Annotated in this window: 26 protein-coding genes, 1 other RNA gene and 3 pseudogenes; 9 read left to right on the plus strand and 21 right to left on the minus strand. The window is 59.7% G+C overall.

Annotated elements, in window-relative coordinates:
* The 8 genes from F753_RS33110 to rsmI all read right to left on the minus strand — a co-directional run.
* Nucleotides 1-945: UDP-N-acetylmuramoyl-tripeptide--D-alanyl-D-alanine ligase (locus F753_RS33110; RefSeq protein WP_023444851.1), on the minus strand; the 945-nt coding region annotated here is incomplete at its 3' end.
* Nucleotides 938-2,401, minus strand: coding sequence for a UDP-N-acetylmuramoyl-L-alanyl-D-glutamate--2,6-diaminopimelate ligase (locus tag F753_RS33115; RefSeq protein ID WP_023444852.1), 1,464 nt, complete (start codon nucleotides 2,399-2,401; stop codon nucleotides 938-940). The genes F753_RS33115 and F753_RS33110, both read right to left, overlap by 8 nt.
* The gene (locus F753_RS33120) at nucleotides 2,401-4,128 is read right to left on the minus strand and encodes a peptidoglycan D,D-transpeptidase FtsI family protein (protein ID WP_023444853.1); all 1,728 of its coding nucleotides are present in this window, start codon (nucleotides 4,126-4,128) and stop codon (nucleotides 2,401-2,403) included. The genes F753_RS33115 and F753_RS33120 overlap by 1 nt, the downstream gene beginning before the upstream one ends.
* Nucleotides 4,125-4,403, minus strand: coding sequence for a cell division protein FtsL (gene ftsL / locus F753_RS33125; protein WP_218857949.1), 279 nt, complete (start codon nucleotides 4,401-4,403; stop codon nucleotides 4,125-4,127). The genes F753_RS33120 and ftsL overlap by 4 nt, the downstream gene beginning before the upstream one ends.
* Nucleotides 4,404-4,411: 8 nt before the next feature.
* The gene (gene rsmH / locus F753_RS33130; protein ID WP_023444854.1) at nucleotides 4,412-5,359 is read right to left on the minus strand and encodes a 16S rRNA (cytosine(1402)-N(4))-methyltransferase RsmH; all 948 of its coding nucleotides are present in this window, start codon (nucleotides 5,357-5,359) and stop codon (nucleotides 4,412-4,414) included.
* A complete protein-coding gene (gene mraZ / locus F753_RS33135) occupies nucleotides 5,356-5,811 on the minus strand; it encodes a division/cell wall cluster transcriptional repressor MraZ (protein ID WP_003302783.1) in 456 nt (151 codons plus the stop codon). Before mraZ ends, rsmH begins: the two co-directional genes overlap by 4 nt.
* Before the next feature lie 294 nt (nucleotides 5,812-6,105).
* Nucleotides 6,106-6,464, minus strand: an RNA gene (rnpB, locus tag F753_RS48780) — RNase P RNA component class A.
* 72 nt (nucleotides 6,465-6,536) lie between these two features.
* Nucleotides 6,537-7,400, minus strand: coding sequence for a 16S rRNA (cytidine(1402)-2'-O)-methyltransferase (rsmI, locus tag F753_RS33140; protein WP_031297482.1), 864 nt, complete (start codon nucleotides 7,398-7,400; stop codon nucleotides 6,537-6,539).
* 124 nt (nucleotides 7,401-7,524) lie between these two features.
* On the opposite strand from rsmI, the gene F753_RS33145 reads away from it, so the two are divergent.
* The 4 genes from F753_RS33145 to F753_RS33160 all read left to right on the plus strand — a co-directional run bounded on the left by F753_RS33145 (nucleotide 7,525) and on the right by F753_RS33160 (nucleotide 10,967).
* The gene (locus F753_RS33145) at nucleotides 7,525-9,327 is read left to right on the plus strand and encodes a penicillin-binding protein activator (protein WP_031297484.1); all 1,803 of its coding nucleotides are present in this window, start codon (nucleotides 7,525-7,527) and stop codon (nucleotides 9,325-9,327) included.
* The gene (locus tag F753_RS33150; RefSeq protein WP_014821349.1) at nucleotides 9,327-9,689 is read left to right on the plus strand and encodes a YraN family protein; all 363 of its coding nucleotides are present in this window, start codon (nucleotides 9,327-9,329) and stop codon (nucleotides 9,687-9,689) included. Before F753_RS33145 ends, F753_RS33150 begins: the two co-directional genes overlap by 1 nt.
* 109 nt (nucleotides 9,690-9,798) lie before the next feature.
* Complete coding sequence (locus F753_RS33155; protein ID WP_013981954.1) at nucleotides 9,799-10,392, plus strand: phosphoheptose isomerase; 594 nt, start codon at nucleotides 9,799-9,801, stop codon at nucleotides 10,390-10,392.
* Nucleotides 10,389-10,967 carry a BON domain-containing protein gene (locus tag F753_RS33160; RefSeq protein ID WP_023444858.1) on the plus strand — a complete coding sequence of 193 codons (579 nt, stop codon included), beginning with the start codon at nucleotides 10,389-10,391 and terminating at the stop codon, nucleotides 10,965-10,967. Before F753_RS33155 ends, F753_RS33160 begins: the two co-directional genes overlap by 4 nt.
* A 39-nt stretch (nucleotides 10,968-11,006) precedes the next feature.
* Here F753_RS33160 and F753_RS33165 read toward each other — a convergent pair whose 3' ends face one another.
* The 7 genes from F753_RS33165 to rplM all read right to left on the minus strand — a co-directional run bounded on the left by F753_RS33165 (nucleotide 11,007) and on the right by rplM (nucleotide 15,799).
* On the minus strand, nucleotides 11,007-11,405 hold the full coding sequence (locus F753_RS33165) for a ClpXP protease specificity-enhancing factor (RefSeq protein WP_003302790.1): 399 nt from the start codon (nucleotides 11,403-11,405) through the stop codon (nucleotides 11,007-11,009).
* A gap of 12 nt (nucleotides 11,406-11,417) precedes the next feature.
* A complete protein-coding gene (locus F753_RS33170) occupies nucleotides 11,418-12,035 on the minus strand; it encodes a glutathione S-transferase N-terminal domain-containing protein (RefSeq protein ID WP_023444860.1) in 618 nt (205 codons plus the stop codon).
* Between the two features lie 88 nt (nucleotides 12,036-12,123).
* On the minus strand, nucleotides 12,124-12,903 hold the full coding sequence (locus tag F753_RS33175; protein ID WP_023444861.1) for a cytochrome c1: 780 nt from the start codon (nucleotides 12,901-12,903) through the stop codon (nucleotides 12,124-12,126).
* Nucleotides 12,903-14,114: a cytochrome b gene (locus F753_RS33180; RefSeq protein WP_003302794.1), complete on the minus strand. Its 1,212-nt coding sequence runs from the start codon at nucleotides 14,112-14,114 to the stop codon at nucleotides 12,903-12,905. Before F753_RS33180 ends, F753_RS33175 begins: the two co-directional genes overlap by 1 nt.
* A complete protein-coding gene (petA, locus tag F753_RS33185; protein ID WP_014821354.1) occupies nucleotides 14,114-14,707 on the minus strand; it encodes a ubiquinol-cytochrome c reductase iron-sulfur subunit in 594 nt (197 codons plus the stop codon). Before petA ends, F753_RS33180 begins: the two co-directional genes overlap by 1 nt.
* Before the next feature lie 256 nt (nucleotides 14,708-14,963).
* Complete coding sequence (gene rpsI / locus F753_RS33190; RefSeq protein WP_003302797.1) at nucleotides 14,964-15,356, minus strand: 30S ribosomal protein S9; 393 nt, start codon at nucleotides 15,354-15,356, stop codon at nucleotides 14,964-14,966.
* A 14-nt stretch (nucleotides 15,357-15,370) separates the two neighbouring features.
* Complete coding sequence (rplM, locus tag F753_RS33195) at nucleotides 15,371-15,799, minus strand: 50S ribosomal protein L13 (protein ID WP_014821355.1); 429 nt, start codon at nucleotides 15,797-15,799, stop codon at nucleotides 15,371-15,373.
* Nucleotides 15,800-16,230: 431 nt separating this feature from the next.
* On the opposite strand from rplM, the pseudogene F753_RS33200 reads away from it, so the two are divergent.
* Nucleotides 16,231-16,797, plus strand: a pseudogene (locus F753_RS33200) (aldo/keto reductase); the annotation flags it as partial.
* Between the two features lie 29 nt (nucleotides 16,798-16,826).
* Here the strand turns inward: F753_RS33200 and F753_RS33205 are convergent.
* Nucleotides 16,827-17,855, minus strand: coding sequence for an IS30-like element ISPfl2 family transposase (locus F753_RS33205; RefSeq protein WP_011805384.1), 1,029 nt, complete (start codon nucleotides 17,853-17,855; stop codon nucleotides 16,827-16,829).
* 54 nt (nucleotides 17,856-17,909) lie between these two features.
* Between F753_RS33205 and F753_RS33210 the strand changes: the two are divergent.
* Nucleotides 17,910-18,383 (plus strand): annotated as a pseudogene (locus F753_RS33210) (aldo/keto reductase); the annotation flags it as partial.
* Between the two features lie 62 nt (nucleotides 18,384-18,445).
* Complete coding sequence (locus F753_RS33215; RefSeq protein ID WP_014821357.1) at nucleotides 18,446-19,126, plus strand: energy-coupling factor ABC transporter permease; 681 nt, start codon at nucleotides 18,446-18,448, stop codon at nucleotides 19,124-19,126.
* 10 nt (nucleotides 19,127-19,136) lie between these two features.
* On the opposite strand, the gene yacG is transcribed toward F753_RS33215, so the two are convergent.
* The 5 genes from yacG to pilB all read right to left on the minus strand — a co-directional run bounded on the left by yacG (nucleotide 19,137) and on the right by pilB (nucleotide 23,865).
* Nucleotides 19,137-19,334 (minus strand): DNA gyrase inhibitor YacG, encoded by a 198-nt coding sequence (gene yacG, locus F753_RS49030; protein WP_003302802.1) that lies wholly within the window; start codon nucleotides 19,332-19,334, stop codon nucleotides 19,137-19,139.
* A complete protein-coding gene (coaE, locus tag F753_RS33220) occupies nucleotides 19,331-19,939 on the minus strand; it encodes a dephospho-CoA kinase (RefSeq protein WP_031297489.1) in 609 nt (202 codons plus the stop codon). The genes yacG and coaE overlap by 4 nt, the downstream gene beginning before the upstream one ends.
* Nucleotides 19,940-20,070: 131 nt before the next feature.
* Complete coding sequence (locus F753_RS33225; RefSeq protein ID WP_023444865.1) at nucleotides 20,071-20,940, minus strand: prepilin peptidase; 870 nt, start codon at nucleotides 20,938-20,940, stop codon at nucleotides 20,071-20,073.
* Nucleotides 20,941-20,942: 2 nt separating this feature from the next.
* Nucleotides 20,943-22,160, minus strand: a complete 1,218-nt coding sequence (locus F753_RS33230; RefSeq protein ID WP_023444866.1) for a type II secretion system F family protein — start codon at nucleotides 22,158-22,160, stop codon at nucleotides 20,943-20,945.
* Between the two features lies 1 nt (nucleotide 22,161).
* A complete protein-coding gene (gene pilB, locus F753_RS33235; RefSeq protein ID WP_023444867.1) occupies nucleotides 22,162-23,865 on the minus strand; it encodes a type IV-A pilus assembly ATPase PilB in 1,704 nt (567 codons plus the stop codon).
* 309 nt (nucleotides 23,866-24,174) lie between these two features.
* On the opposite strand from pilB, the gene F753_RS33240 reads away from it, so the two are divergent.
* Both F753_RS33240 and F753_RS49965 read left to right on the plus strand, forming a co-directional pair.
* Entirely contained in the window at nucleotides 24,175-24,687 is a 513-nt protein-coding gene (locus tag F753_RS33240) for a pilin (RefSeq protein WP_023444868.1), read from the plus strand.
* Nucleotides 24,688-25,107: 420 nt separating this feature from the next.
* A pseudogene (locus F753_RS49965) lies at nucleotides 25,108-25,203 on the plus strand (REP-associated tyrosine transposase); the annotation flags it as partial.
* Between the last annotated feature and the right edge of the window lie 425 nt (nucleotides 25,204-25,628).

Below are 25,628 nucleotides of genomic sequence, written 5' to 3' on the forward strand. Positions count from 1 at the left end.
TCTTCCCCCCCCCGCCACTACGGCCTCGGCCTCGATACCCAGCGCATAGGCTGCCGCGGCTGCCGCCAAGGCGTTGGCCACGTTATGCCGGCCCAGCAGATTGAGCTGGGTGCGAAGATTGCCCAGCGGGCCAGTCAGCACGAAATTCGGGCAGCCACGCTGGTCGTAGGCGATCGACCCGGCGGAGAAATCCACGAGGGGGTCGTCCAAGCCGAACGATACGATGCGCTTGCCCGCAGCGCGCTCGGCCCAGATCGAATAGGCCTTGTCGTCACGGTTGAGCACGGCGGTGCCGGATGCGTTCAGGCCATCGAGAATCTCGCCCTTAGCCTCGACGATCTTGTCCGGGCCACCGAACTCGCCGACGTGGGCGGTGCCCGCATTGGTAATTACGCTGACATCCGGGCGCACCAGATCGACGGTATACGCAATATCGCCGGGCCGCGAAGCGCCGAGTTCGATGACGGCGCTGCGATGACTGGTGCTCAACTCCAACAGCGTCAGTGGCGCACCCAAATCATTGTTGAGGTTGCCGCGAGTGGCCAGTACGGCGTCCTGGCCATGGGCGCTGCGTAGAATGCTGGCGAGCATTTCCTTCACGCTGGTCTTGCCGCTGGAGCCGGTGATGGCTGCGACCGGACCGTTGAATGCGGCGCGATTGAGCGCGCCGAGCTGCCCAAGCGCCAACCGGGTATCGGCAACGACCAGCTGCGGCAGGCCTGCATCTGCAACTTCACGCTCGACCAGTGCTGCAACGGCGCCTTTGGCGGCGACGTCCGCCAGATAGGCATGACCATCGAAGCGTGGCCCGGTCAGCGCGATGAACAGCTGGCCAGGTTCGATGGCCCGACTGTCTGTGCTGACGGCAGTGAAGCTGGCATCCGCTCCGACCAGGCGGCCAGACAGCGGTAGCTGCAATTCGCTCAGGCGCATCGACTCAAGCATTGGCCTTCTCCCAGACGGACAGCGCCCTGCAGGCTTCCTCGAGATCGGAGAACGGCAAGCGTTCGCCGCGAACTTCCTGATAGTCCTCGTGACCTTTGCCGGCCAGCACGACCACATCTTCCGCTCGCGCGGCCGCGATCAGACTGGCGATTGCCTGCGCGCGGCCATGGCTGAAAGTGACCGCTGCAGGATTGCTGAACCCCGAACGGATACCCTCGAGAATCTGTTCAGGCGCCTCATTGCGCGGATTGTCATCGGTGACCACGACGCCGTCGGCCAGCCGCTCCGCGACTTCAGCCATCAGCGGGCGCTTGCCGGTATCACGATCACCGCCGCAACCGAACAGACAAAGCAGCCTGCCGCGCGCGTGTGGACGCAGCGCGGTGAGGACTTTCTCCAGCGCATCGGGGGTATGTGCGTAGTCGACCACGATCAGCGGATGGTCGCCGCCACCCAGCCGCTGCATGCGACCGGCGGGGCCTTGCAGTTCAGGCAGCACGGCCAGGATTTCGTCCAGCGGATAGTCCATGCCAAGCAGGGCGCCGACGGCGGCCAATACATTGCTGACGTTGAAACGCCCGAGCAGCGGGCTGCGCAACGAGCGCTCGCCCTGCGGCGTGATCAGCCGAGCATGAATGCCGTCGTCGTCGAGACGCGCTTCAGCGCAGAACAGGTAGGCCGTAGGGTCTTCCAGGCTGTAAGTGATCAGGCGCGACTCGCGCTCCTCGCCGGCCAGCACGCGGCCAAAGGCATCGTCGAGGTTGATTACCCGACAGCTCAGCCCGGGCACCTCGAACAGGCGCGCCTTGGCAGCACCGTAAGCATCCATGCTGCCGTGGTAATCGAGGTGGTCACGCGACAGATTGGTGAACACGGCGACATCGAAATCCAGGGCCGCGACGCGCCCCTGATCGAGACCATGCGAGGACACTTCCATCGCTACCGCGCGAGCGCCCTCTTGTTTGAGGTTCGCCAGTGTCGCCTGCACGCCGATGGCGTCCGGCGTGGTGTGGCGTCCCAGTTCCAGCTGTCCGTGGAATCCGGTGCCAAGCGTGCCGATGATTCCGCAGGGTTCGCCGAGCCGATCGAGCGCCTGGGCAATCAGCTGGCTGACACTGGTCTTGCCGTTGGTTCCGGTCACACCGACCACACGCAGGCTGCGGCTGGGCTCGCCGTAGAAGCGGCCGGCAATCGCCGACAGCTGTTCTGCCAGATGCAGCACCGGAACCATGACTGCGTTGCCGGTCAGTGACTGGTCGAGGCCTTCTGCCTCATAAGCGACAGCCGCCGCGCCACGGGCGACGGCATCCTGTATGTGATCGCGACCATCGAACTGCAGACCCGGTACAGCGAGGAACAGGTCTCCGCCGCGAACCTTGCGACTGTCGAGTGTCAGCTCACGGATCAGCACGTCGCTGCCGGCCTGAGGCAGCAGGTGATTCAATGGCATCGGCATCAGATACGCCCTCCCTTGCCCTTTGCCGCTTCGGCGGTCTGCAGCTCGGCAGGCGGCGGCAGATTGTCCGGTGCGACGTTCATCAGCCGCAGGGCGCGCGCCATGACCTTTCCGAACACCGGTGCCGCGACCAGTCCGCCGTAGTACTGTCCTTTGCTCGGCTCGTCCACGACGATCACCGCAGCGATGCGCGGATTGGAAAGTGGCGCAACCCCGGCGAAGAACGAGCGATAGGCGTCTTTGGTGTAGCCGCCGGTGCCGGAAATCTTCTTCGCGGTACCGCTCTTGCCGCCTACGTGATAGCCCGGCACCTTGGCACGAGCGCCGCCGCCACCCTCGTCTTCCACGACCGCGCGCAGCATCTGCAGAACGATGCCGGAAATCTCTTTGTCAATGACCTGCACGCCGTCCTGGGTGCGATCCAGACGCAACAGAGAGAGCGGCACGTTGCTGCCCTGGTTACCCAGCACGGCATACGCATGCGCCAACTGTACGGCGGTCACCGACAGGCCATAGCCGTAGGCAAGCGAAGCCGTCTCAGCGTCTCGCCACTTGCGATGATTGGGCAGATTGCCGACGCGCTCGCCGGGGAAACCCAGCCCGGTGTCCTGGCCGAAACCGGCCTGTTGCATCACCGCGTATACCGGCTCGGCGCCGATATCCAGGGCGATCTTGCTGATGCCGACGTTGCTCGACTTCATCAGAATCCCGGTCAGCGTCAGCATGCCGCCACGGGAGACATCACGAATCGTGTAGCGGCCGATACGCATCCATCCGGGCAGGGTATTGACGACCGAATCCGGCTGATATTTGCCGGTACCCAGTGCCGCCGCGATGCTGAAAGGTTTGACGGTGGAACCGGGCTCGAAGACGTCGATCATGGCGCGATTGCGCATTGCCGCGGGCTGCAGATTGCGCCGATTGTTCGGGTTATAGGTAGGCTGGTTGGCCATGGCGAGGATCTCGCCGGTCTTGACGTCGACCATCACCAGGCTGGCGGCTTTGGCACCGTATTCCTGCACGACGTTGCGCAGCTCGCTGTGCGCGAGGTACTGCAGGCGCAGATCGATCGACAATGCCATCGCCTTGCCGGCCTTGGCGTTCTTTACGACCTGAACGTCCTTGATCAACCGCCCGCGACGATCCTTGAGAACCTGACGCTTGCCTGGCACACCAGCCAGCCACTCGTCATACGCGAGTTCCATGCCCTCACGGCCACGATCATCGATATCGGTGAAGCCGACCACATGGGCAGCCACTTCGCCAGCCGGATAGAACCGACGGAATTCTTCTTGCGCATAAACGCCGGGGATCTTCAGATCGAGGACTTCCTGCCCCTGCTCCGGGGTAAGTCCGCGCACCAGATAGATGAACTCGCGCGACGCCTGCGACCTGAGACGCTCGCTCAGCGTGGCAGCATCCTGACCCAGCGCCTTGGCCAAGTCCGGCCAACGCGACTTTGCTGCCTGCAGCTCTTTGGGATTGCCCCACAACGTGGTAACCGGCGTGCTCACCGCGAGCGGCTCACCGTTGCGATCGGTGATCAGACCACGATGCGCAGGAATCGGGATATGCCGAACGCTGCGCGCATCACCCTGCCCCTTGAGGAAGCCCTGATCCATCACCTGAAGATCGACGATGCGCCAGACAATCGCACCGACCAGCAGCGCCAGCAGCGTGAGCACGATACGAAACCGCCACGGATACAGCGCACCTTGAAGGGTCATGGCTTCACCAGCCTGACGTCTGCTGCTTCGGGGATGTGCATGTGCAATTGCTCGGTCGCCAGCGTCTCGATGCGGCTGTGCGCAGTCCAGGTGCTCTGCTCGAGGATCAACCGCCCCCACTCGGCCTGGGCCTTGTCACGCACGCTAAGCTCACCGTAGAGCTCGTTGAGCAACTGACGATTCCAATGCGCCGAGTAGGCAACTGCGATCGCCGACAGCAGGACACTGACGAAGAGCACCAGCATCAACAGGCTGCCGCTGGGCATGGAGCGCATTACCTTGGTCACCGCAGCTTCTCCGCCACGCGCATTACCGCACTGCGCGAACGCGGGTTGCCCTTGACCTCAGCATCGGAAGCGTACTGCGGCTTGCCGAGCAGCTTGAGGCGCGGCTCGAATGCCTTCGGAATGATGGGCAGGTCGCGTGGCAGCTTGTCCGCCTCGCCCTTGGCGTGGCGGCGCATGAACTGCTTGACGATGCGGTCTTCCAGCGAATGAAAGCTGATGACCACCAGCCGGCCGCCCACTTCCAGTGCCTCCAGGGCTGCATCAAGGCCATGCTCCAGGTCGCCAAGCTCATTGTTGATGTAGATGCGCAGTCCCTGAAACGCACGAGTCGCCGGATTCTTGCCCTTCTCCCAAGCGGGATTGGCCTCAGTCAGGACCTTGGCGAGGTCGGCGGTACGCTCGAAAGGCGCCGCTTCGCGGCGCTGCACCACCGCACGAGCCATGCGCTTGGCGAAGCGCTCTTCGCCATAATCCTTGAACACCCGGGCGATCTCATCTTCGTCGGCGTGCGCTATCCAATCGGCCGCACTGACGCCTCGGCTAGGATCCATGCGCATGTCCAGAGGACCGTCGTTAAGAAAACTGAAGCCGCGCTCGGGGTCGTCCAGCTGCGGTGACGAAACGCCCAGATCCAGCAAAACGCCACTGACGGTTCCGCTCCAGCCGCGCTGCGCCACCTCTTCGCCAAGTTCGGCAAAACTTCTCTGCACAACGACAAAGCGGCCGTCCTCGGCCGCCAGTGCTTGCCCCGTAGCGATGGCTAACGGATCCTTGTCGAATCCTAGCAATAGGCCATCAGGCCCAAGCTGCTGAAGCAGTAGCCGGCTGTGACCACCCCGCCCAAAGGTGCCATCCAGATAGCGTCCGTCCGGGCGCACGTTCAGCGCCGCGACGGCTTCGTCGAGCAACACGGTGATATGTCGCAAGCTGCTGATCTGGTTCACAGGATTAGGTCACGTAGTTCTTCCGGCAGACCGCCGGGTTGCTTGATGGCCGCCAGGTCCGCGTCAGAAACCGCGTTCCAGTCGTCCTCGTTCCATAGTTGAAACTTGTTCAGTTGCCCTACCAACATCGCGCGCTTGTCCAGCCGGGCGTACTCACGAAGACGCGGTGGCACCACGACGCGCCCACTGCCATCCATCTCCAGATCGACAGCATTACCAATCAGCAGGCGTTGCAGGCGACGGGCCTCTTCACGCAAGGAGGGCAATTCGCGGAGCTTGGCTTCGATCAGCTCCCACTCGGGCAAGGGGTAAATGCACAAACAACGGTCCACGGCGTCGATCGTGATGATCAGCTGGCCATCGCCACGGGAATTCAGCTCGTCGCGATACCGGCTGGGCATGGCTAGCCGGCCTTTGGCGTCGAGACTGATGGCGTTAGCTCCGCGAAACACGGCTGCGCTTCCCCTGAATTAGCTATCCATGCCCATATTTACCCACTTTCTGCCACTTCCTACCACTTGTGCGCACTATAGAAACGCAGCCGCCCCACCGTCAAGGCGAGCCAGACGGGAAAAAGCCTTACGGAGCGGCAATTTAGCGACGTTGAGAGGTAATTCGAGCGGAGAATGCGAAGAGGACTGGAAGCATCTTCAGAGACAACAGCGAGTTGCTCAACAAAGTTAAAGTACTTTGTTAAGAGCAAGAATGTTTCGGAATTAAAAATGGGGTATTGCTAAGGAAGAAAAGAGGAGAGTCGATCTGTAAGCCGGGTTCTGTCGAGGACAGCCATTCCTCTACGACAGCCATCGCTGACTGCCTCTAGCAACCTACCCGGATCCAGCGCGGGCCACGCCGATGGATCCCTATTTGGTCTTGCTCCAAGTGGGGTTTACCTAGCCACGGACTGTTGCCAGCCGCGCGGTGCGCTCTTACCGCACCTTTTCACCCTTACCGGCACCGAAGTGCTTAGGCGGTTATTTTCTGTGGCACTTTCCGTAGGCTCGCGCCTCCCAGGCGTTACCTGGCACTTCGCCCTATGGAGCCCGGACTTTCCTCCCTCCCTTTTTGCGGAACAAAAAGAGACAGCGACTGTCCGATCGACTCTCCAGGCGCCAGAGTATCGCCGCAACGCTCTGCCTGCAAGCTCACCAGGCGGCACGAGGCCCAGGCCCACCTCCTATTTGCGTTCCAGCGCCGCCTGGTACAACAGATTCTTGCGCACACTGGTAATATCGGCTGCGATTGCGGCCGCCCGCTTGAGCGGCATTTCTGCCAACAGCAGATCGAGCACCCGGAGCGCCTCTGCGCTCACCGCGCTCTCGTCTAGCGGAGCATGCCAACCCTCTACAAGCACCACGCACTCGCCGCGCTGCTGATTGCTGTCGGCCTCGACCCACGCGTGCAACTCGCTCAGCGGCAGCCCTTTCAGCGTTTCGAACGTCTTGGTCAGCTCTCGGCCGAGCACGGCAATTCGATCGCCACCGAACACATCTCGAAAGTCACCAAGCGATTCCAGTATGCGGTGCGGAGCTTCGTAGAAGATCAGCGTACGCGGCTCTTCTTTCAGTGCTTCGAGCCGTGCACATCGTGCAGCTGCCTTGGCAGGCAGAAAGCCTTCGAAGATGAATCGATCCGAGGGCAACCCAGCCGCCGACAGTGCGGCGATCAGCGCACAAGCACCCGGCACCGGCACCACTGCAACCCCAGCAGCACGCGCCTGGCGCACCAGGTGATATCCCGGATCGGAAATCAACGGCGTACCCGCATCGGAGATCAGCGCGACATCCTCTCCACCTTGCAACCGCCCGATGAATCGCCCCCCCTCTTCACGCTCGTTATGCTCGTGGCAAGCTGCCAGCGGCGTCTGAATACCGAAGTGCGCGAGCAACCGAGACGAGTGACGGGTATCCTCCGCGGCTATCAGCGACACCTCTCGCAGCACCCGCAGCGCTCGGGCACTGATGTCCTCCAGATTGCCGATCGGCGTTGCGACGACATAAAGCGTCCCCATTCCGGAATTCGCACCACCGCTGGCAGTCACAAGGGCTTACCTCTGTCACGGAAATGCGCATTGTAGCCCGATTCACCGCCGCAACATCGCCGCCACTTCAGCGCTTGGGTACAATCCGCCAACACTCGCCAGTGCTTTCAGGAACGATCAAACAATGGCTTGCTTACGCCCCCTTCTACTCCTGTGCGTCGCAATCATGCTCGCAGCTTGCGCCAGCTCTCCCTCTTCGACATTGGGCGAACTGCCTCGCACACCACAGGCTTCCACCCAGCAACTGCTGGAGAAAGCCGACCAAAGCGACCCCGAACAAGCCGTGCAGCTGCGCCTGGCCGCCGCCGACCAGAGCATCCAACAGGGCAACCATGCCCAGGCTCGCAGCATTCTGGAAAAGGTTCAGCTGGATACACTGAAACCAGCGCAGCAGATCTTCGCATTGACACTGCAGGCCGAAATCGCACTAGCCGATGGCAAACCTGAACAAGCCGAGCAAGCTCTGCAGCACCCTGCGTTCGAACGCCTGGGCGAGCTACCAGTGGCGCAGCAGGTTCGTAGCCAGCTGGCGCGGGCGGAAGCGCTGGAGGCGACCGGCAAGCCCCTCGCTGCTGCGCGCGAACGGGTTTTCACTGCTCCACTCCTGAGTGGCGAGCAAGCCAGAACCAACCACGAAGCCATCTGGAAACTCATATCCGCACTTCCCGAGCAGCAACTGCAAGGCGCGGCAGATGACGATCTCGCCGGCTGGCAGTCGCTGGCGCTGTCACTGAAACGCGCCGGCACCGTTGCCCAGCAACAGCGCGCCATTGACGACTGGATTGCACAAAACCCCCAGCACCCTGCCGCAGAACAGCTCCCTGAGCCACTACAGAAACTTCGTGAGCTGGCCGATCAGCCCCTGAACAACATCGCACTGCTGCTCCCCATGGACGGCCAGCTGGCAAGCGTCGCTCGCGCCCTGCGTGACGGCTTCCTTGCGGCACACCTGCACGCGCAGCAATCCGGCCAGGCGCTGCGCATCGAGCTTTATGACAGCACCCGCATGACCTCCATCGACGAGTTCTACAGACAGGCCCAGGCTGCCGGCGTACAGCTGGTCGTGGGCCCGCTGGAAAAGGATCTGGTGCGCCAACTGGCCGAGAGGGATCAGCTGCCGATCACGACACTCGCCCTGAACTACAGTGACGCCGGCCAGAGCACCCCGCCCCAGCTGTTCCAGTTCGGCCTGGCTGCCGAGGACGAAGCCCGCGAGGTCGCCCGCCGCGCATGGGCGGACGGCCATCGCCGCGCCATCGCACTGGCTCCTCGCGGAGACTGGGGCGGGCGGATTCTGGATGCCTTCCGCCAGAGCTGGGAAGAAGCCGGCGGAACACTGGTTGCAGCCGAGCCATTGGCCGAGCCCGTGCAACTCGCCAACCAGATCGCCGATCTGCTGCAACTGCGCAATAGCGAGAGTCGTGGCGGACGGGTCAGCAGCATCACTGACGCCTCGACGAGCAACCAGCCCACTCGCCGGCAGGACGTCGACTTCCTGTTCCTGGCAGCCACTCCGCAGCAGGCCCAGCAAGTCCGACCCACCCTGATCTTCCAATATGCGGGCGACCTTCCGGTATACGCCACCTCTCACCTGCATGCGGCCAGCCACGATCGCACCCAATACCTCGACCTCGAAGGCATTCGTTTCGCAGAAACCCCTTGGCTATTGAACGACCAACTTCCATTGCGCCAGGAAGTCGAGCAGAAATGGCCGCAGGCGGGCGGCAGTTTGGGTCGACTGTACGCAATGGGTGCGGACGCCTACCTTCTCGCGCCGCGGCTGAATCAACTGCTGGCACTTCCGGATACTCAACTCGACGGCCTCTCCGGCACGCTCAGCCTGAACCCGCAGCAGCGCATCGAGCGTCAGCTTCCATGGGCCGAGTTCCGCGACGGCGAGATCCAGCGCCTGGACAACATGCAGTAATGAGCGACAGCCAGAGCAGCGGACGCTCTGCCGAAGCACTCGCGTTGCGTCACCTGTGCGATCAGGGCCTGCGCCTGCTGACGCGCAACTGGTCCTGTCGCAGCGGCGAGCTTGATCTGGTCATGCTCGACGGCGATACAGTAGTATTCGTCGAGGTCCGCTACAGGCGCTACGCCGCCTGGGGTGGCGCCCTTGAAAGCATCGATGCGCGCAAGCAGCAGAAGCTGATCAAGGCTGCCCAGCTCTTCCTGCAGAAGGAAAGCCGATGGGCCCGGAGCCCTTGTCGCTTCGACGTCGTTGCGATCACATCAGCCGGGCAGACCGAGAATCTGAACTGGATCCGCAACGCATTTGATAGCTGAACGATTCATTACGCAGCGACTGCTGCACGATGCCGCCCAGCCCTAGCGAACCGCAAGCGCATACCGAAGCGATAGCCAGTGGCGCTTGCAACCTTTAAGGTCGAACACAATGGACATGCAAACCCGAATCCGCCAACTGTTCCAGGCCAGCATCGAAACCAAGCAGCAGGCCATGGAAGTCCTGGCCCCGAGCATCGAGCAGGCCGGCCAGGCGATGGTCAATGCCCTTCTTAGCGAAGGCAAGATTCTTACCTGTGGCAACGGCGGCTCCGCCGGCGACGCGCAGCATTTCTCCTCCGAACTGCTCAACCGGTTTGAGCGTGAGCGGCCGAGCCTTCCCGCCATCGCTCTGACCACAGACAGCTCGACGATCACCTCGATCGCCAACGATTACAGCTACAACGAAGTATTCTCCAAGCAGATCCGCGCCCTGGGTCAGCCAGGCGACGTATTGCTAGCGATCTCTACAAGCGGCAATTCCGCCAACGTGATCCAGGCCATCCAGGCAGCTCATGACCGGGAGATGCTGGTAGTGGCACTGACTGGACGGGACGGCGGCGGCATGGCGTCTCTGCTGCTGCCAGAAGACGTCGAAATCCGCGTACCAGCCAAGGTAACCGCCCGCATCCAGGAAGTGCACCTGCTGGCTATCCACTGCTTGTGCGACCTGATCGACAACCAATTGTTCGGAAGTGAGGAATGAACGTGCCCCGCCTGCCTGTTATCGCCCTAGGCCTGTGTCTGGCCGTCAGCGGCTGTAGTTCGGTACTGACCGCAACCCGCGACGATCCAATTGCCGATAACCGCGGCACCCGCACCATCGGCAGCAAGATCGACGACTCGCTGATCGAGACAAAGGCTGCGGTCAATATCGCCAAGGCCCATCCCGACCTTGATCAGGGCTCGCACATAGTCGTAGCGAGCTACAACGGCGTCGTGCTGCTGGCCGGACAGACTCCGCGCGCAGAACTCAAGGAAACGGCCGAACGAGCTGCAGGCAGCGTGCAGCGCGTCAAGCGCGTCCACAATGAACTGCAGATCCTGCAGCCCTCCTCTGCACTGGCACGCAGCAACGACTCTTGGCTGACCACCAAGATCAAGACCCAGATGCTCGCAGATAACAGCGTGCCGGGCTCGCGGATCAAGGTGATCACCGAAAACGGCATTGTCTATCTGCTGGGCCTGGTTACCCGCCAGGAAGGCAACAGCGCGACCAACCTCGTGCAGAGCGTCAGTGGCGTGCAGCGTATCGTAAAGCTGTTCGAATACATCGACTGACCGACTTTGGCGCCCGATAGACCCGGGCGCCGCGCTCGTCTACTTGACCACCTTCAAACTCGGACGTCCGCCCGGCCGCGGCGCGTCGTCACCACCGCTCTCGCTTGGCGCATCGTCGTCCGGCGGCGTCGGCTCGATCTCGAACACCATGCCCTGCCCATTTTCCCTGGCATAGATGGCCATCACCGCAGCGGACGGTACGTTCAACGAGTGAGCAACGCCACCGAAACGCCCCTCGAAGCTGATCGCCTCATTATCCATGTGCAGGTGGCGTATGGCGCTTGGCGCCACGTTCAGCACGATCTGCCCGTCACTGGCGAACCCGGCAGGGACCTGCACGCCGGGATAATCGACGTTGACCAGCAAGTGCGGCGTGCAATCATTGTCCACGATCCACTCGTAGAGCGCCCTGACTAGATAGGGGCGACTTGAATTCATGGGAACCCTCTCTCAGCGCATGTTGCGCTCGACGGCGGAAAGACTGGCCTGAAAGGCCTCGCGGGCGAAACTGCGCTCCATATAGTCAAGCAACGGCTTGGCAGCTCGAGGCAACTCGATACCGAGTCTGGGCAAACGCCAGAGGATAGGCAACAGGCAGCAGTCGACGAGACTGATCTCGTCACTCATGAAATACGGCTTTTCCGCGAATATCGGCGACACGCCGGTCAAGCTTTCACGAAGCTCTTTGCGCGCCTGCGCGCGTTCCGGCTCAGCGGTACGCTGGTCAACGATACGGTCGGCCAGCGAACACCAATCTCGCTGAATGCGATGAACCAGCAGGCGAGTATTCGCCCGCGCAACCGGATACACCGGCAATAAAGGGGGATGGGGGTAACGCTCTTCCAGGTACTCCAGAATCACACTCGGCTCATACAGTGCCAGATCGCGATCCACCAGCGTCGGAACACTGGCATACGGGTTCACCTCGGCCAGCTTGACCGGACACTGCCCCGCCTCGACGTCAAGTATGTCCACACTGACGCCTTTCTCTGCGAGCACGAGACGAACGCGATGGGAATAGTGGTCGGCGGGATCGGAGTAGCAGCCCAACCGATTGGTTGCAGCCATAGGTCCTTCCTCACTCTTTTATCTTGAAGCAGAAAAAACACGCGCGCCCAGAGGGCGCGCGCAGGGTACAACAGTTGGAACGTGCAGCTTAGTGAACGTCTTTCCAGTACTCACGCTTGAGCAGGTAAGCGAACACGAAGAACACCGCCAGGAACAGCAACACATAGGTACCGATACGCTGGCTCTCCAGCTTGACCGGGTTTGCCGAATAGGCAAGGAAGGTCACCAGGTTCTTGATCTTCTCGTCGTACTCGGCCTCGGAGAGTGTGCCGGTACCAGGCTCGACGACCATCTGATCGCATGCCTCCTCGGTGATCGGCGTGCCGGTCAGAGGATCGAACTGCTTGCGACCGTCCTCGACCACCTGCACCTGCTTGCAGCCCACGACGCGACGCCCCTGAAGCGGAGCCAGCACGTGCGGCATACCCACGTTCGGGAAGACCGTGTTGTTGACGCCATAAGGGCGGGCCGGATCTTCGTAGAAACTGCGCATGTAGGTGTACAGCCAGTCGTTGCCGCGAACGCGAGCAACCAGGGTCAGGTCCGGCGGAGCGGCACCAAACCAGACCTTGGCATCATCAGGCTTCATGCCGATCTTCATGTGATCGCCAAACTTGGCATCAGCAAAGACGATGTTGTCCATCATGACCTCTTCGGGAATACCGAGGTCAGTGGCAACACGCTCATAACGCTGGTACTGCGCGCTATGACAACCCATGCAGTAGTTGGCGAAAGTCTTCAGCCCGTCCTGCATGGCCGCTTTGTCAGTCAGGTCGATATCGACCTTATCCAAGTGCACCTCGGTCCCTGCAGCGGAGGCAAAGACCGGCAGGATTGCAAGAATCAATGCAGCAAATTGCTTTTTCATCAGCCAGCCACCCTTTGCGGAACCACTTTGGTCTTCTCGAGCTTGGTATAGAACGGCATCAGGATGAAGTAGCCGAAGTAGATAGCAGTACATATCCGCGCGAGCAGAGTGCGCTCGGGAGTCGGTGCAAGTACGCCAAGCACGCCGAGAATGATGAAGGATACACAGAACGCCAACAGCGTTACTTTGCTCATCCAACCCTTGTACTTCATGGATTTGACCGGGCTTCGATCCAACCAGGGCAACACGAAGAGCACTGCGATCGCCGCCCCCATGGCGATAACACCAAGCAGCTTGTCAGGCACCGCACGCAGAATCGCGTAGAACGGAGTGAAGTACCAAACAGGAGCAATGTGTGCCGGAGTCTTGAACGCGTTCGCCACTTCGAAGTTCGGCTTCTCAAGGAAATAGCCACCCATCTCAGGGAAGAAGAACACGACCGCACAGAAGACGAACAGGAACACCACGACACCGACAATGTCCTTAACGGTGTAGTACGGGTGGAACGGGATACCATCGAGCGGCACGCCGTTCTCATCCTTGGTCTTCTTGATATCGACACCCATCGGGTTGTTCGAGCCAACCTCGTGCAGCGCCAGGATGTGCAGAACGACCAGGCCAAGAATGACGATTGGCAGCGCGATCACGTGCAGCGCGAAGAAGCGGTTCAGCGTGATGCCTGAGATGAGGTAGTCACCGCGAATCCACTGGGTCAGGTCACCACCGATGACCGGAATGGCACCAAACAGCGAGATGATTACCTGGGCACCCCAGTAGGACATCTGTCCCCAAGGCAGCAGATAGCCCATGAAGGCCTCAGCCATGAGCGCCAGATAGATCATCATGCCGAAGATCCACACCAGCTCGCGCGGCTTCTGATAGGAGCCGTAGAGGATCCCGCGAAACATATGCAGATAGACCACCACGAAGAACGCAGACGCGCCCGTGGAGTGCAGGTAACGGATGATCCAGCCGTACTCAACGTCGCGCATGATGTATTCGACGGAGGCGAACGCGCCCTCAGCCGAAGGCTCGAAGCTCATGGTCAGCCAGATACCGGTAAGAATCTGATTGACCAGTACGAGCAGCGCCAGCGAACCGAAGAAATACAGGACGTTGAAGTTCTTGGGGGCGTAGTACTTCGAAAGATGGTCTTCCCACATCTTGGTCGCGGGGAAGCGGGCGTCGACCCATTCCATGAACTTGCTCATCAGGCGTTCTCCTGGTCCACACCGATGATGATTACATTATCGGTCTCGTACGAGTGCGGGGGCACCGGCAGGTTCAAGGGAGCTGGCTGCGACTTATAGACGCGACCGGCCATATCGTATTTGGAACCATGGCAAGGACAGAAATACCCACCAAGCCAATCGGCACCGAGATCGGCCGCAGCCACCTCAGGACGGAAGGACGGCGCACAGCCGAGGTGAGTACACAGACCGACCACCACGAGCAACTCGGGCTTGATCGACCGGTTCTTCGGATCGACATAAGCAGGCTGCTCGGAAGCCTTGGACTCAGGATCGGCTACCTGGCCGGCAACCTTCTCCAGATTTCCGAGGACCTCGTCGGTCCGACGCACGATAAATACCGGCTGACCGCGCCACTCGGCGACCATCTGCTGCCCCGGCTCGATCTTGCTGATATTTACCCTTACCGGCGCACCGGCAGCCTTGGCCTTGGCACTCGGGAACCACGATCCCACAAACGGGACCGCAGCACCCACCGCTCCTGCAGCGCCCACCACCGAAGTGGCGGCCACAAGGAAGCGACGCCGGCCTGCATTCACGCCGTCATTGCTCATTCAGTCGTCTCCCATCAGCTTCTTATGGCCTGCTTGACGCAGGCATGTACCACGTAAAATTGGGCCGCGAAAAATTCGCCAAATGGTAAAGAAAAGGCCTTCTTCTGACAAGGTAATAGCCTGTCACATAAGCCCTAATGCCCGGCCTTCAGGCTTTCCAGCGCGCGACACACTGTCGCACCGCCATATAAAAACGCATCCCAAAAAAAAACGCCCAGCTCCGAACGAAACTGGGCGTTTCTTTTGAAAGCGCGAATTAGCGCTTGGAGTACTGCGGACGCTTGCGCGCTTTGCGCAGACCGACCTTCTTACGTTCCACCTCACGAGCGTCGCGAGTGACGAAGCCAGCCTTACGCAGCGGGCTGCGCAGGGTTTCGTCATACGAGATCAGAGCACGAGTGATACCGTGACGAATGGCACCGGCTTGACCACTGACACCACCACCGAGAACGGTGACGTAGATGTCGAACTTCTCGACAGTCTCAGTCAGCTCCAGCGGCTGGCGAACGACCATGCGGGCAGTTTCGCGACCGAAGAAGTTATCCAGCTCACGATTGTTGATGGAGATCTTGCCAGTACCCGGGCGCAGAAAGACGCGCGCGGTTGCAGTCTTGCGACGGCCAGTGCCGTAATTTTGAGTCGCCGACATAATGAACTATTCCGTTAAATCTTCAGTTCTTGGGGCTGCTGAGCGGTGTGCGGGTGGCTGGCACCTTTGTACACCTTCAGCTTACGATACATGTCGCGACCCAGCGGATTCTTCGGCAGCATGCCTTTGACCGCGGTCTCGATCACACGCTCGGGCGCCTTGGCGATCAGCTTCTCGAAGCTGATCGACTTGATGCCACCCGGGAAACCGGAGTGAGAGTAGTACACCTTGTCTGTGGTCTTGGCACCAGTCACACGCACTTGCTCAGCGTTGATCACGACGATGTAATCGCCAGTATCCACGTGAGGGGTGTATTCCGGCTTGTGCTTGCCACGCAGGCGGCTAGCGATTTCGGTTGCCAGACGACCCAGGGTCTGGCCGGCAGCGTCGACGACGAACCAGTCGCGCTTGACGGTTTCCGGTTTAGCAGTAAATGTCTTCATTCGTTATAGCCTCAGGGGCCGCCCTGAAAATAAGACGGCGAATCTTACTGAATGGTGCTCGCCCTGGCAAGGCCAGGGCAGCCGGAAACAGACGCTATCGGGGGCTCGGGTCAGCGCGTCCGCCACGGCAGTGGTTCGGTAGGCTAGGCATCCCCTACCTTTGGCTTGCGTCGACAGGCTAGGCATCCCCGGCGACAGGCTGCGGAATTATCCTGATTACCAGCAAAATAGCAACCGACATTTATAGTTATCGAATTCCGCTACACCCGCTCTCAAGCAGGCACAGCCCACCAAACAGCGAGCCTCACTCCAGATATCTGCCAGCGTGACATCCAGGGCACTTCGGATACGTCGAACGCTCTCATGAGCACAAGCCGTCCCGTCTTCGTTAAGCTCTTCGGCACTCACTCTCAGATCACGCGAGGTATTGCATGGAATATCGCTCACTCGGCCGCACAAATCTGAAAGTCAGTTCACTGTGCCTCGGCACCATGACATGGGGAGAACAGAACGACCAGGCCCAGGCATTCGCCCAGATCGACCAGGCGAAGACTGCCGGCATCAACTTCATAGATACGGCCGAGATGTACCCGGTGCCGCCGCGCCCGGAAACCTACGCAACTACTGAGCAATACATAGGAAATTACTTCCAGAGCCGGGGCGACAGAGCCGACTGGATCATAGCCACGAAGATCGCGGGACCCGGCAACGGCATTACACACATTCGCGACGGTCAACCTAGACTCAATCGCGAACAGATCCGCACCGCGCTCGATAACAGCCTTCGGCGCCTGCAGACCGACTGGATCGACCTGTACCAGCTGCATTGGCCGGAACGCAGCACCAACTTTTTCGGGCAGCTGGGCTACCGACATCAAGAAGGCGACTTCACTCCACTGGAAGAAACTCTCGAAGCGCTCGATGCCGAAGTTAAAGCGGGCAGAATCCGCCACATCGGCCTGTCCAACGAAACGCCGTGGGGCGCGATGAAATACCTGGGCGGTTTCAGGAGCTGAGTGCAACACGGTTATTGAATTGAAGCTGGAGCATCATGCCGCATAGCCATGGCTTCTTGCATCACCTCGCTCATGACTTCAATCGGGCATTTGAAGTCGAAGCGCTTGCGCGGGCGCATATTCAATTGCAGTGCAATGGCATCCAGCTCTTCCTGGCTGTGTACCGACAGGTCTGTGCCCTTGGGCAGGTACTGGCGGATCAAGCCATTGATGTTTTCGTTGCTGCCGCGCTGCCAAGGACTGTGCGGGTCGCAGAAGTAGATCGCCACCCCGGTCTTCTGGGTGATCTCGGCGTGCCGCGCCATCTCCCGCCCCTGGTCGTAGGTCATGCTCTTGCGCATCGCCAGCGGCATGCGATTGAGCGCCGCGCTGAAACCTTCCATCGCCGAGGTCGCCGTCGCGTCGTTCATCTTCACCAGGATCAGGTAGCCACTGGTGCGCTCTACCAAGGTGCCTACGGACGAGGCGTTGGCCTTGCCCTTGATCAGGTCGCCTTCCCAATGGCCCGGCATCAGTCGGTCTTCGATCTCCGGCGGGCGCACGTGGATACTGACCATCTCGGGGATCTGGCCGCGCCGATCTACACCGCCAGAGCGCGGCCGGCGGGCCGTCTTGCCTTGGCGCAGGCAGATGATCAGCTCCTTGCGCAGTTCGCCGACCGGCAGGGCATAGATCGCGTTGTAGATCGTCTCGCGACAGACGTAGGCATCTCTAAGGCTGGAAATGTTCATGCTGCGCAGCTTGCCGGCAATCTGCTCGGGAGACAAACGCTCACGCAGCATGTGGACCACCAACTCGAAGCGCTCACTGCCCGGCAGCAGCTTGCGCTTGGGCCGGCAGGCTTGGCGCCGAATCCTCATCTGTTGTTGGGCGCTACGGGCCGCGTAAGCACCAATGCCGTCTTGATTGCGTCTCAGCTCGCGGCTGATGGTCGAGGGCGATCGGTTGATCAGGCGAGCAATCCCGCGCAGGCTGAAACCTTGGGCTTGACCGAGTTGAATGGCGGCGCGCTCTTCGACGCTGAGTTCGGAATAGGACATGGGGCAACACCGTACCGGAAAGGTCAGGTGTTGCACTCAGTTTTTGCGGCCGCCCTGCAATTAGCCGAAGCTCGCGGCTTGCCGCGTTCGGTTTCGATACAGAACCCCTATAACCTGCTCAATCGCAGTTTCGAGGTTGGCCTGGCGGAAATCAGCATCCGTGAACAATGCGGCCTACTCGCGTACTCACCACTGGCATTCGGCATGCTCAGCGGCAAATACGAAAACGGTGCTCGCCCTGCCAGCGCGCGCCTCACGCTCTTTCAACGCTTCGCGCGTTATAACAGCCCCCAGGCCAAAGCCGCATGCTCTCGGTACGTTAAACTGGCCCGCGAGCATGGACTGGATCCAGCGCAGATGGCGCTTGCCTACGTCACAGCGCAACCCTTCGTCACCAGCAATATCATCGGCGCGACATCACTAGAGCAACTTGAGTCGAATATCCGTAGCGCCGAAATTACGCTCTCAAGTGAAGTGCTAGCCGCAATTGAAGCGATCCACACAGAACAGCCGAATCCAGCCCCCTAAGCCCCTTCGAGAAGCACCGACGGCTGCGCGCCGGCAACAACGGGTACAAAGGAATCACTAGTATGATCGCCGCCCACCTGCTTGCTCCATCCAGCCTGCTGGCAGGCTGGATAATCTATGTGATCGCGCTGTTATGGGCGGCCTGGCGAGCTCCCTGGGTCGAGCTCTTCAGTGATACTCGCCGTCAGCACTTGCTGTTCGGCGCAATGCTTTCGATCTTTCTGCTCTGGCTGGTGCGAAGGGACTTCGATTCGGGCCTTTCATTCCACTTCATTGGGCTGACAGCCGTCACCTTGTTGTTGGACTGGCCACTGGCAATCATCGCCGCCCTCATCGCCCAGGTCGGCCTGACACTGACAGGCCATCAACAAGTTGCAGCCCTGGGCATGAACGGCATCCTGCTGGTCTTGATCCCAGTGCTGGTCACGGTTGTATGCGCGCGGCTCGTCGAACGCGCCCAACCCCGCAATCTGTTCGTCTTTATTTTCTTCGCTGGATTCTTTCCAGCGGCGCTCGCAGCATTGGCGTGCATCCTGGCATCGCTCGGCGTACTGCTACTAGATGGTCGCTATCCGATGCCGCCTTGGCTGGCGGATTTTGCCGGTTACCTATGGCTGGTCATGTTCCCCGAGGCCTTCATCAACGGCACAGCGATTACCGCCCTGGTGGTTTTCTACCCGGACTGGATGGAAAGTTTCAATCAAAGCCGCTATCTGCAGGCGCCATGGAAAGAAGACAAGTAGCGTCAAAGCGCTAGTGCTCGCGCGGAGGCATATCACCGGAGAACAGATCATCCTCGAGTTCATTGCCCGGAATCGCGTGCGCTTCCGACGCCCAGGCACCAAGATCGATAAGCTTGCAACGATCGGAACAGAACGGCCGGCTTGGGCTTTGCGGCCCCCACTCTACCGGCGCTCCACACGTCGGACACTCAACTATCGCAGCGGTCATACCTGCCCTCCTCGTAACTTCAAATAAAAGCGGTGCAATCGCTCGACCTCCGACCCTAGCCACGACAGATCTCGATCATTTACCAGCACATCATCGGCATGTTGCAGGCGCGCTTCACGACTGGCCTGCGCCTTGAGAATCGCCCGCACCTGCTCCTCACTGACTTGATCACGTGCCATCGTGCGCGCAACCTGGAGTGACACAGGGACGTCCACAACCAGCACACGATTGACCTGACGGTACTGCCCTGACTCGATCAGGAGCGGAGAAGCCATGATGGCGTAAGGCGACTCAGCCAAGGCGAGATGCCTGGCGATCTCAGCTCGAATCAGAGGATGCAGCAGCTGTTCCAACCACTGCCTGTCGGCCGGGTTATCGAATATACGCTCACGCAGCCCTTTTCGATCCAGAGAGCCGTCCGTGAGCAAGATGCCTGAGCCGAAGCGCTCGGCAATCTGCAGCAACGCTGGCCGCCCCGGCTCGACCACCCAGCGCGCCGCCTGATCGGCATCGACGACATGTACGCCCAGACTGGCGAAGCGATCCAGCACCGCGGTCTTGCCACTACCAATGCCGCCAGTCAACCCGAGAATCCAGGGTTTCATTGCAACCACACCCAGACTAAAAACAGGACGCGCAGTAGTAACTACTCAGCCTGCGAAGCGCAAGCCCAGAACGTCTTTCGTTAAGAGTACAAGTCGGCGGAACGGCTTTCGACTCAGCAATAGTGTCCGACTTAGAAGCGCGCGAACTGGAGATAGCTCTCGGTAATCCAGTCACCCCAAAGCAACGCGATCCAGCCGGCGATCGCCAAGTAGGGACCGAAAGGGATGGGCGTGCTGCTCTCGGCGCGCTGCACCCGCAACAGGATTGTGCCAAGAACAGCCCCAACCACCGACGACAGTAGGATGGTAAGTGGTAACACCTGCCAGCCACCCCAAGCTCCTAACATCGCAAGCAGTTTGAAATCGCCATAGCCCATACCTTCTTTGCCGGTGACCAGCTTGAACAGCCAATAAACCGACCACAGGCTCAGATATCCCGCTACCGCTCCCCACAGTGCACTTTCAAGCGATACGAACAAGCCGAAGCTGTTCAGGATGAGACCAAGCCACAACAACGGCAGAACCAGCGAATCGGGCAGCAACTGATGATCGATATCGATCATGCTCATCGCCACCAACCCCCAGGTCAGCACCAGCATTGCTCCTGCCTGCCAGGTGAAACCGAAATGCCAGGCGACATAACCGGAAAGCAGGCCGCACGCCAACTCCACGAGTGGATAGCGACTGCTGATCGGCGCCCGGCATGACGAACACTTGCCACGCAAGGCCAGCCAGCTGACCAAGGGGATATTCTCCCAAGAGCGAATCTGATGATCACAGTGCGGGCACCGCGAGCTTGGCAGCAGCAGATTGAAGCGCTCACGGACCGGCTCCGGCGGGCACTCGAGATACTCAAGCGCCTGCGCGCGCCACTCACGCTGCATCATGATCGGCAGGCGATAAATCAAGACATTGAGAAAGCTGCCGATCAACAAGCCCAGCAAAGCAGCGAACAAAACAAAGGCCAGCACGTGGCTGGCCAGATAATCGATCAACATCATAATCAGACGACGGCACCCAGCTGGAAAATCGGGAGATACATGGCAATGATCAAACCGCCGACCAGCACACCAAGCACCGCCATGATCATTGGCTCCATCAGAGCAGTCAGCCCGTCGACCATATTGTCGACTTCGTCTTCATAGAACGTCGCCACCTTCGCAAGCATCTCATCAAGAGAGCCGGACTCCTCGCCAATCGCCGTCATCTGGATCGCCATACTGGGAAAGGTGCCGGTAGTGCGCATCGAAAAGTTAAGCTGCATACCACTGGATACATCAGCCTTGACCTTCATGGTCGCATTGCGGAACACCACATTGCCGGTCGCCCCGGCCACCGAGTCCAATGCATCGACCAACGGCACACCGGCGGCAAAGGTAGTGGCCAGCGTGCGCGCAAAGCGCGCCACCGCAGACTTATAGAGAATATCGCCGACCACTGGGATCTTGAGCAAAAAACGGTCAAACCCATTGCGGAAACGTTCCGATTTGCCGTGGGCAGTCTTGAAAGCATAAGCCGCCCCAAACATGACGAGCAGCACCACGTGCCACCAGGCCTGCAGCGCTTCGGACAAGCCAATCACCATCAATGTAAACGCCGGGAGCTCCGCGCCGAAGTTTGCGAAGACGTCCTGAAACTGCGGAACCACCTTGATCAGCAAGATCGCCGAAACAATGATTGCAACCAATACGACGGCAATAGGGTAATTCATCGCCTTCTTGATCTTGGCCTTCAGGGCCTCGGTCTTTTCCTTGTAGGTTGCCACCCGATCAAGCAGCGTTTCTAGCGAACCGGACTGCTCGCCCGAGTCGACCAGGTTGCAATAGAGATCATCGAAGTACTGCGGCTTCTTGCGAAGCGCGGTGGCGAAGCTGTTGCCGGCGGCGACCTCTTGCTTGAGGTCATCAACAAGCTTGCGCATGTTCGGATTATCGAAACCCTCACCAATGATGTCGAACGACTGCAGCAGCGGCACGCCGGCCTTCATCATCGTTGCCATTTGCCGAGTGAACAGCGCGATATCCATCGGCTTGATCTTTTTTCCGGCACTGAACAGCGACACCGACTTCTTGCGCACCTTTTGCGGGTTGACGCCCTGCTTGCGCAGTTGTGCTTTAACCAGTGCAGGGCTTACACCGCTCAGCTCGCCTTTGAGCTTTGCGCCCTGCCTGTTCGTCCCTTCCCAGGTGAATACACTGGTCTTTATCGCTTTCTGCGCCATGTTAGTCCTTGGTCACCCGGTTGACTTCTTCCAGGCTGGTCACGCCCTGCATGGCTTTTACAAGAGCCGAAGTACGCAGATCGTTGAAGCCGTCTTTACGCATCTGGGTGGAAATGTCGATGGAGTTGCCGTCCTCCATGATAATCCTGGCCAATGCCGGCGTGTTTTTAACCACTTCATAAATACCGACACGGCCTTTGTATCCACCCTTGCAATTATCACAGCCCACCGGGCCGTAGATTTTGAACGTACCGATCTTGTCGGCAGGGAAGCCTTCTTCCAATAGGGCGTCGCGCGGCAGTTCCACTTCTTTCTTGCACGAGTTGCAAAGCTTGCGTGCCAGGCGCTGGGCAATGATCAGGTTCACCGAGGTGGCGATATTGAACGCCGCCACGCCCATGTTACGCAAACGGGTGAGGGTTTCCGCCGCGCTGTTGGTGTGCAAGGTCGACATCACCATATGCCCGGTCTGCGCGGCCTTGATGGCAATTTCGGCAGTTTCCAGGTCTCGGATTTCCCCCACCATGATGATGTCGGGGTCCTGACGCAGAAACGCCCGCAGCGCCTGCGAAAAATCCATGCCCTGCCGAGGATTGACGTTGACCTGGTTGATACCCTCGAGGTTGATCTCCACCGGATCTTCCGCTGTGGAAATATTCACATCCACCGTATTAAGGATGTTCAGGCCGGTATAAAGGGAGACCGTCTTGCCCGACCCGGTAGGGCCGGTCACCAGGATCATGCCCTGCGGCTGTTGCAGCGCCTGCATATACAGCGCCTTCTGATCTTCCTCATACCCCAACGCATCGATGCCCATCTGCGCGCTGGTGGGGTCGAGAATCCGCATCACGATCTTCTCGCCCCACAGCGTCGGCAGCGTATTCACGCGGAAGTCGATGGCCTTGGTCTTGGACAGCTTCATCTTGATCCGCCCGTCCTGCGGCTTGCGTCGCTCGGAGATATCCAGCCCGGCCATCACCTTCAAGCGTGCAGATATGCGGGGCGCCAGTTGGATCGGTGGGCGAGCGACTTCATGCAGAATGCCATCCGTACGAAGCCGCACGCGGTAGGCTTTTTCGTAGGGCTCGAAGTGCAAGTCGGACGAGCCACCACGAATGGCGTCGAGCAGCATCTTGTTGACGAAGCGCACTACAGGGGCGTCGTCAGCAGCCTCTCCGCCTTCCTCAGCTTTTCCATCTTCGGTGACGGACTCGACATCGACCCCATCCAGATCGACTTCGCCCAGCTCCTCTAGTCCGGTGGCGCCGCTTTCGTACAGCTTATCGATGGCCTCGCCCAGCTTGTCGTCTTCCACCAGAATCGACTCGATGCTCAGCCCGGTACTGAACTGGATATCGGCAATCGATTGATGATTAGCCGGATCGGAGATGGCGACATAAAGCTTGGTGCCGCGCTTGGAAAGCGGCAGCACCCGATGTTGGCGGGCCAACTTCTCACTGATCAGATCCTTGGGCAGCGACTCCTTGTTCAGCGCAGACAGGTCCAGCAGCGCTACACCGAATTGATCGGAAGCAAGCTCGGCTATGGCGCGGCCTTTGGCCAACTTGTTCTGCACTACATAGGTGACAAAGGGTGTTTTGCCGCGAACGGCTTGAGCCTGCGCCTGCTGGGCCGTTTTTTCGTCCAACACGCCGGCCACGACCATCTGCCGTGCCAGCCCGGATAGGGAAATGTTTTCGCTCATGGCGGCCTCGCTCCAATCTATGCCCGCCTTATAGCCTAGATGCCGGTGGCTGCAAACAAGGTCAGCAGCAGGTGACGTTCTTGGTCACATATCGCCCGCGAAGAGTCAGTCTTGAGGTGCACAGCTGCCGCTTCATATTGGCGCTTAAGGTAGGGGAAGCGGGCTGCGCTCGGTGAATACCTCTCGGCAGCAACGAGAGGTTGAGGCACTTCACAGTATTGGCCGCTGCGCTCGGCGCGAACGAAAACTGGCATGCCAACTGCTTTAGCTCCTACAGGCTCACAGCCTTAACACTTTAAGGAGATACACATGAAAGCTCAGATGCAGAAGGGTTTTACCCTTATTGAATTGATGATCGTTGTTGCGATCATTGGTATTTTGGCTGCGATTGCTATTCCGCAGTATCAGCAATATGTAGCCAAGTCCCAAGTAAACCGGGTCATGTCAGAAGTAGGAAGCCTACGCACCGCAGTGGAAGGCTGCTTATTAGATGGGCGCTTAAACGTTGTCGCCACCGACGCAGATGCATCGGGCGAAGGTGCGGTTGCTCAGGATTGTGTGCTAGGCGCCACTCAATCCAATCTGCTGGCCACTGGCGGTAATGCAGGAACAGAAGATGCCAGTATCACTGGTGGGACTCCGACGGTAGATAACCCTCTAACCACCACCACCGCAATCGTTGCTACCTTTGGAAGCAACGCTGCAGCACAACTCACAAGCGCGCCGAGCACTTTGACTTGGGAGCGTACCGAAGGTGGTAGCTGGGTCTGCAAAACCGATGTTCCGGTTGCATATCGTCCTTCAGGATGCGCCGCCAACTAACGCGGTAAGGCGGATCAATTTGTAAGATGGATTAGCGAAGCGTAATCCGTCGTTCACCGCGAACCTACTGTATCCGCCGTTGCAAACTAAACGCCTCGCCTTCGTGCGGGGCGTTCTGCTGCTTGGGATCGCGGTATGGCGGATCGGCATCCGTATGATGGAATCGCCAAAGACGCTTCCGTCGTTTACCGCGAATCGGCTGCCATCAACTCGACACCGCAACCGCGCCAACCCACTCGAACGTCGGATTACGCCTTCGGCTAATCCAACCTACCTCGACTGAACATCGCGGTGTGGCGGATCACTTTCCGTATGATGGAATCGCCAAAGGCGCTTCCATCGTTTACCGCGACTGGGCCACACCTCCGACGGCTGATCCAACTTACACTTTTGGCTCATGAATACATCGGAGAGGCAAGGATGCCTAACTATCGTCGCGCGCTCGTTCCGGGGGCGAGCTGGTTTTTTACGGTGAATCTTCTTGAGCGGCGCGGCAATGATTTGCTACCGCGGTACGACGGATCACTTTCCGTAGGATGGAATCGCCAAAGGCGCTTCCGTCGGTTACCGCGAACCAACTGCATCCATCGCCCCAACACCGCAACCGCGCCAACCCACTCGAACGTCGGATTACGCCTTCGGCTAATCCAACCTACGTTGACTGGACCTCGCGGATCGGCGAACCGCTTTTCGTATGATGGAATCGTCGAAGGCGCTTCCGTCGTTTACCGCGAACCGGCTGCATCCACCACCCAACACCGCAACCGCACCCACTCACTCGAACGTCGGATTGCGCCTTCGGCTAATCCAACCTACCTCGACTGAACATCGCGGTACGGCGGATCGGCGTCCGTATGATGGAATCGCCGAAGGCGCTTCCATCGGTTACCGCGAACCGGCTGCATCCACCACCCAACACCGCAACCGCACCCACTCACTCG

Source organism: Stutzerimonas chloritidismutans AW-1, from assembly GCF_000495915.1.
Lineage (GTDB): Bacteria > Pseudomonadota > Gammaproteobacteria > Pseudomonadales > Pseudomonadaceae > Stutzerimonas > Stutzerimonas chloritidismutans.

What these genes read in the sequence shown, in the direction of transcription:
- coaE (WP_031297489.1), bottom strand. Translation starts at nt 19,939, where the DNA reads ATGAAACCCTGGATTCTCGGGTTGACTGGCGGCATTGGTAGTGGCAAG.
- F753_RS33150 (WP_014821349.1), top strand. Translation starts at nt 9,327, where the DNA reads ATGAGCGACAGCCAGAGCAGCGGACGCTCTGCCGAAGCACTCGCGTTG.
- F753_RS33155 (WP_013981954.1), top strand. Translation starts at nt 9,799, where the DNA reads ATGGACATGCAAACCCGAATCCGCCAACTGTTCCAGGCCAGCATCGAA.
- F753_RS33170 (WP_023444860.1), bottom strand. Translation starts at nt 12,035, where the DNA reads ATGGCTGCAACCAATCGGTTGGGCTGCTACTCCGATCCCGCCGACCAC.
- F753_RS33180 (WP_003302794.1), bottom strand. Translation starts at nt 14,114, where the DNA reads ATGAGCAAGTTCATGGAATGGGTCGACGCCCGCTTCCCCGCGACCAAG.
- ftsL (WP_218857949.1), bottom strand. Translation starts at nt 4,403, where the DNA reads ATGCGCTCCATGCCCAGCGGCAGCCTGTTGATGCTGGTGCTCTTCGTC.
- pilB (WP_023444867.1), bottom strand. Translation starts at nt 23,865, where the DNA reads ATGAGCGAAAACATTTCCCTATCCGGGCTGGCACGGCAGATGGTCGTG.
- rpsI (WP_003302797.1), bottom strand. Translation starts at nt 15,356, where the DNA reads ATGTCGGCGACTCAAAATTACGGCACTGGCCGTCGCAAGACTGCAACC.
- F753_RS33120 (WP_023444853.1), bottom strand. Translation starts at nt 4,128, where the DNA reads ATGACCCTTCAAGGTGCGCTGTATCCGTGGCGGTTTCGTATCGTGCTC.
- F753_RS33205 (WP_011805384.1), bottom strand. Translation starts at nt 17,855, where the DNA reads ATGTCCTATTCCGAACTCAGCGTCGAAGAGCGCGCCGCCATTCAACTC.
- F753_RS33215 (WP_014821357.1), top strand. Translation starts at nt 18,446, where the DNA reads ATGATCGCCGCCCACCTGCTTGCTCCATCCAGCCTGCTGGCAGGCTGG.
- F753_RS33225 (WP_023444865.1), bottom strand. Translation starts at nt 20,940, where the DNA reads ATGATGTTGATCGATTATCTGGCCAGCCACGTGCTGGCCTTTGTTTTG.
- F753_RS33230 (WP_023444866.1), bottom strand. Translation starts at nt 22,160, where the DNA reads ATGGCGCAGAAAGCGATAAAGACCAGTGTATTCACCTGGGAAGGGACG.
- F753_RS33115 (WP_023444852.1), bottom strand. Translation starts at nt 2,401, where the DNA reads ATGCCGATGCCATTGAATCACCTGCTGCCTCAGGCCGGCAGCGACGTG.
- rplM (WP_014821355.1), bottom strand. Translation starts at nt 15,799, where the DNA reads ATGAAGACATTTACTGCTAAACCGGAAACCGTCAAGCGCGACTGGTTC.
- F753_RS33175 (WP_023444861.1), bottom strand. Translation starts at nt 12,903, where the DNA reads ATGAAAAAGCAATTTGCTGCATTGATTCTTGCAATCCTGCCGGTCTTT.
- F753_RS33145 (WP_031297484.1), top strand. Translation starts at nt 7,525, where the DNA reads ATGGCTTGCTTACGCCCCCTTCTACTCCTGTGCGTCGCAATCATGCTC.
- F753_RS33240 (WP_023444868.1), top strand. Translation starts at nt 24,175, where the DNA reads ATGAAAGCTCAGATGCAGAAGGGTTTTACCCTTATTGAATTGATGATC.
- F753_RS33160 (WP_023444858.1), top strand. Translation starts at nt 10,389, where the DNA reads ATGAACGTGCCCCGCCTGCCTGTTATCGCCCTAGGCCTGTGTCTGGCC.
- yacG (WP_003302802.1), bottom strand. Translation starts at nt 19,334, where the DNA reads ATGACCGCTGCGATAGTTGAGTGTCCGACGTGTGGAGCGCCGGTAGAG.
- petA (WP_014821354.1), bottom strand. Translation starts at nt 14,707, where the DNA reads ATGAGCAATGACGGCGTGAATGCAGGCCGGCGTCGCTTCCTTGTGGCC.
- F753_RS33165 (WP_003302790.1), bottom strand. Translation starts at nt 11,405, where the DNA reads ATGAATTCAAGTCGCCCCTATCTAGTCAGGGCGCTCTACGAGTGGATC.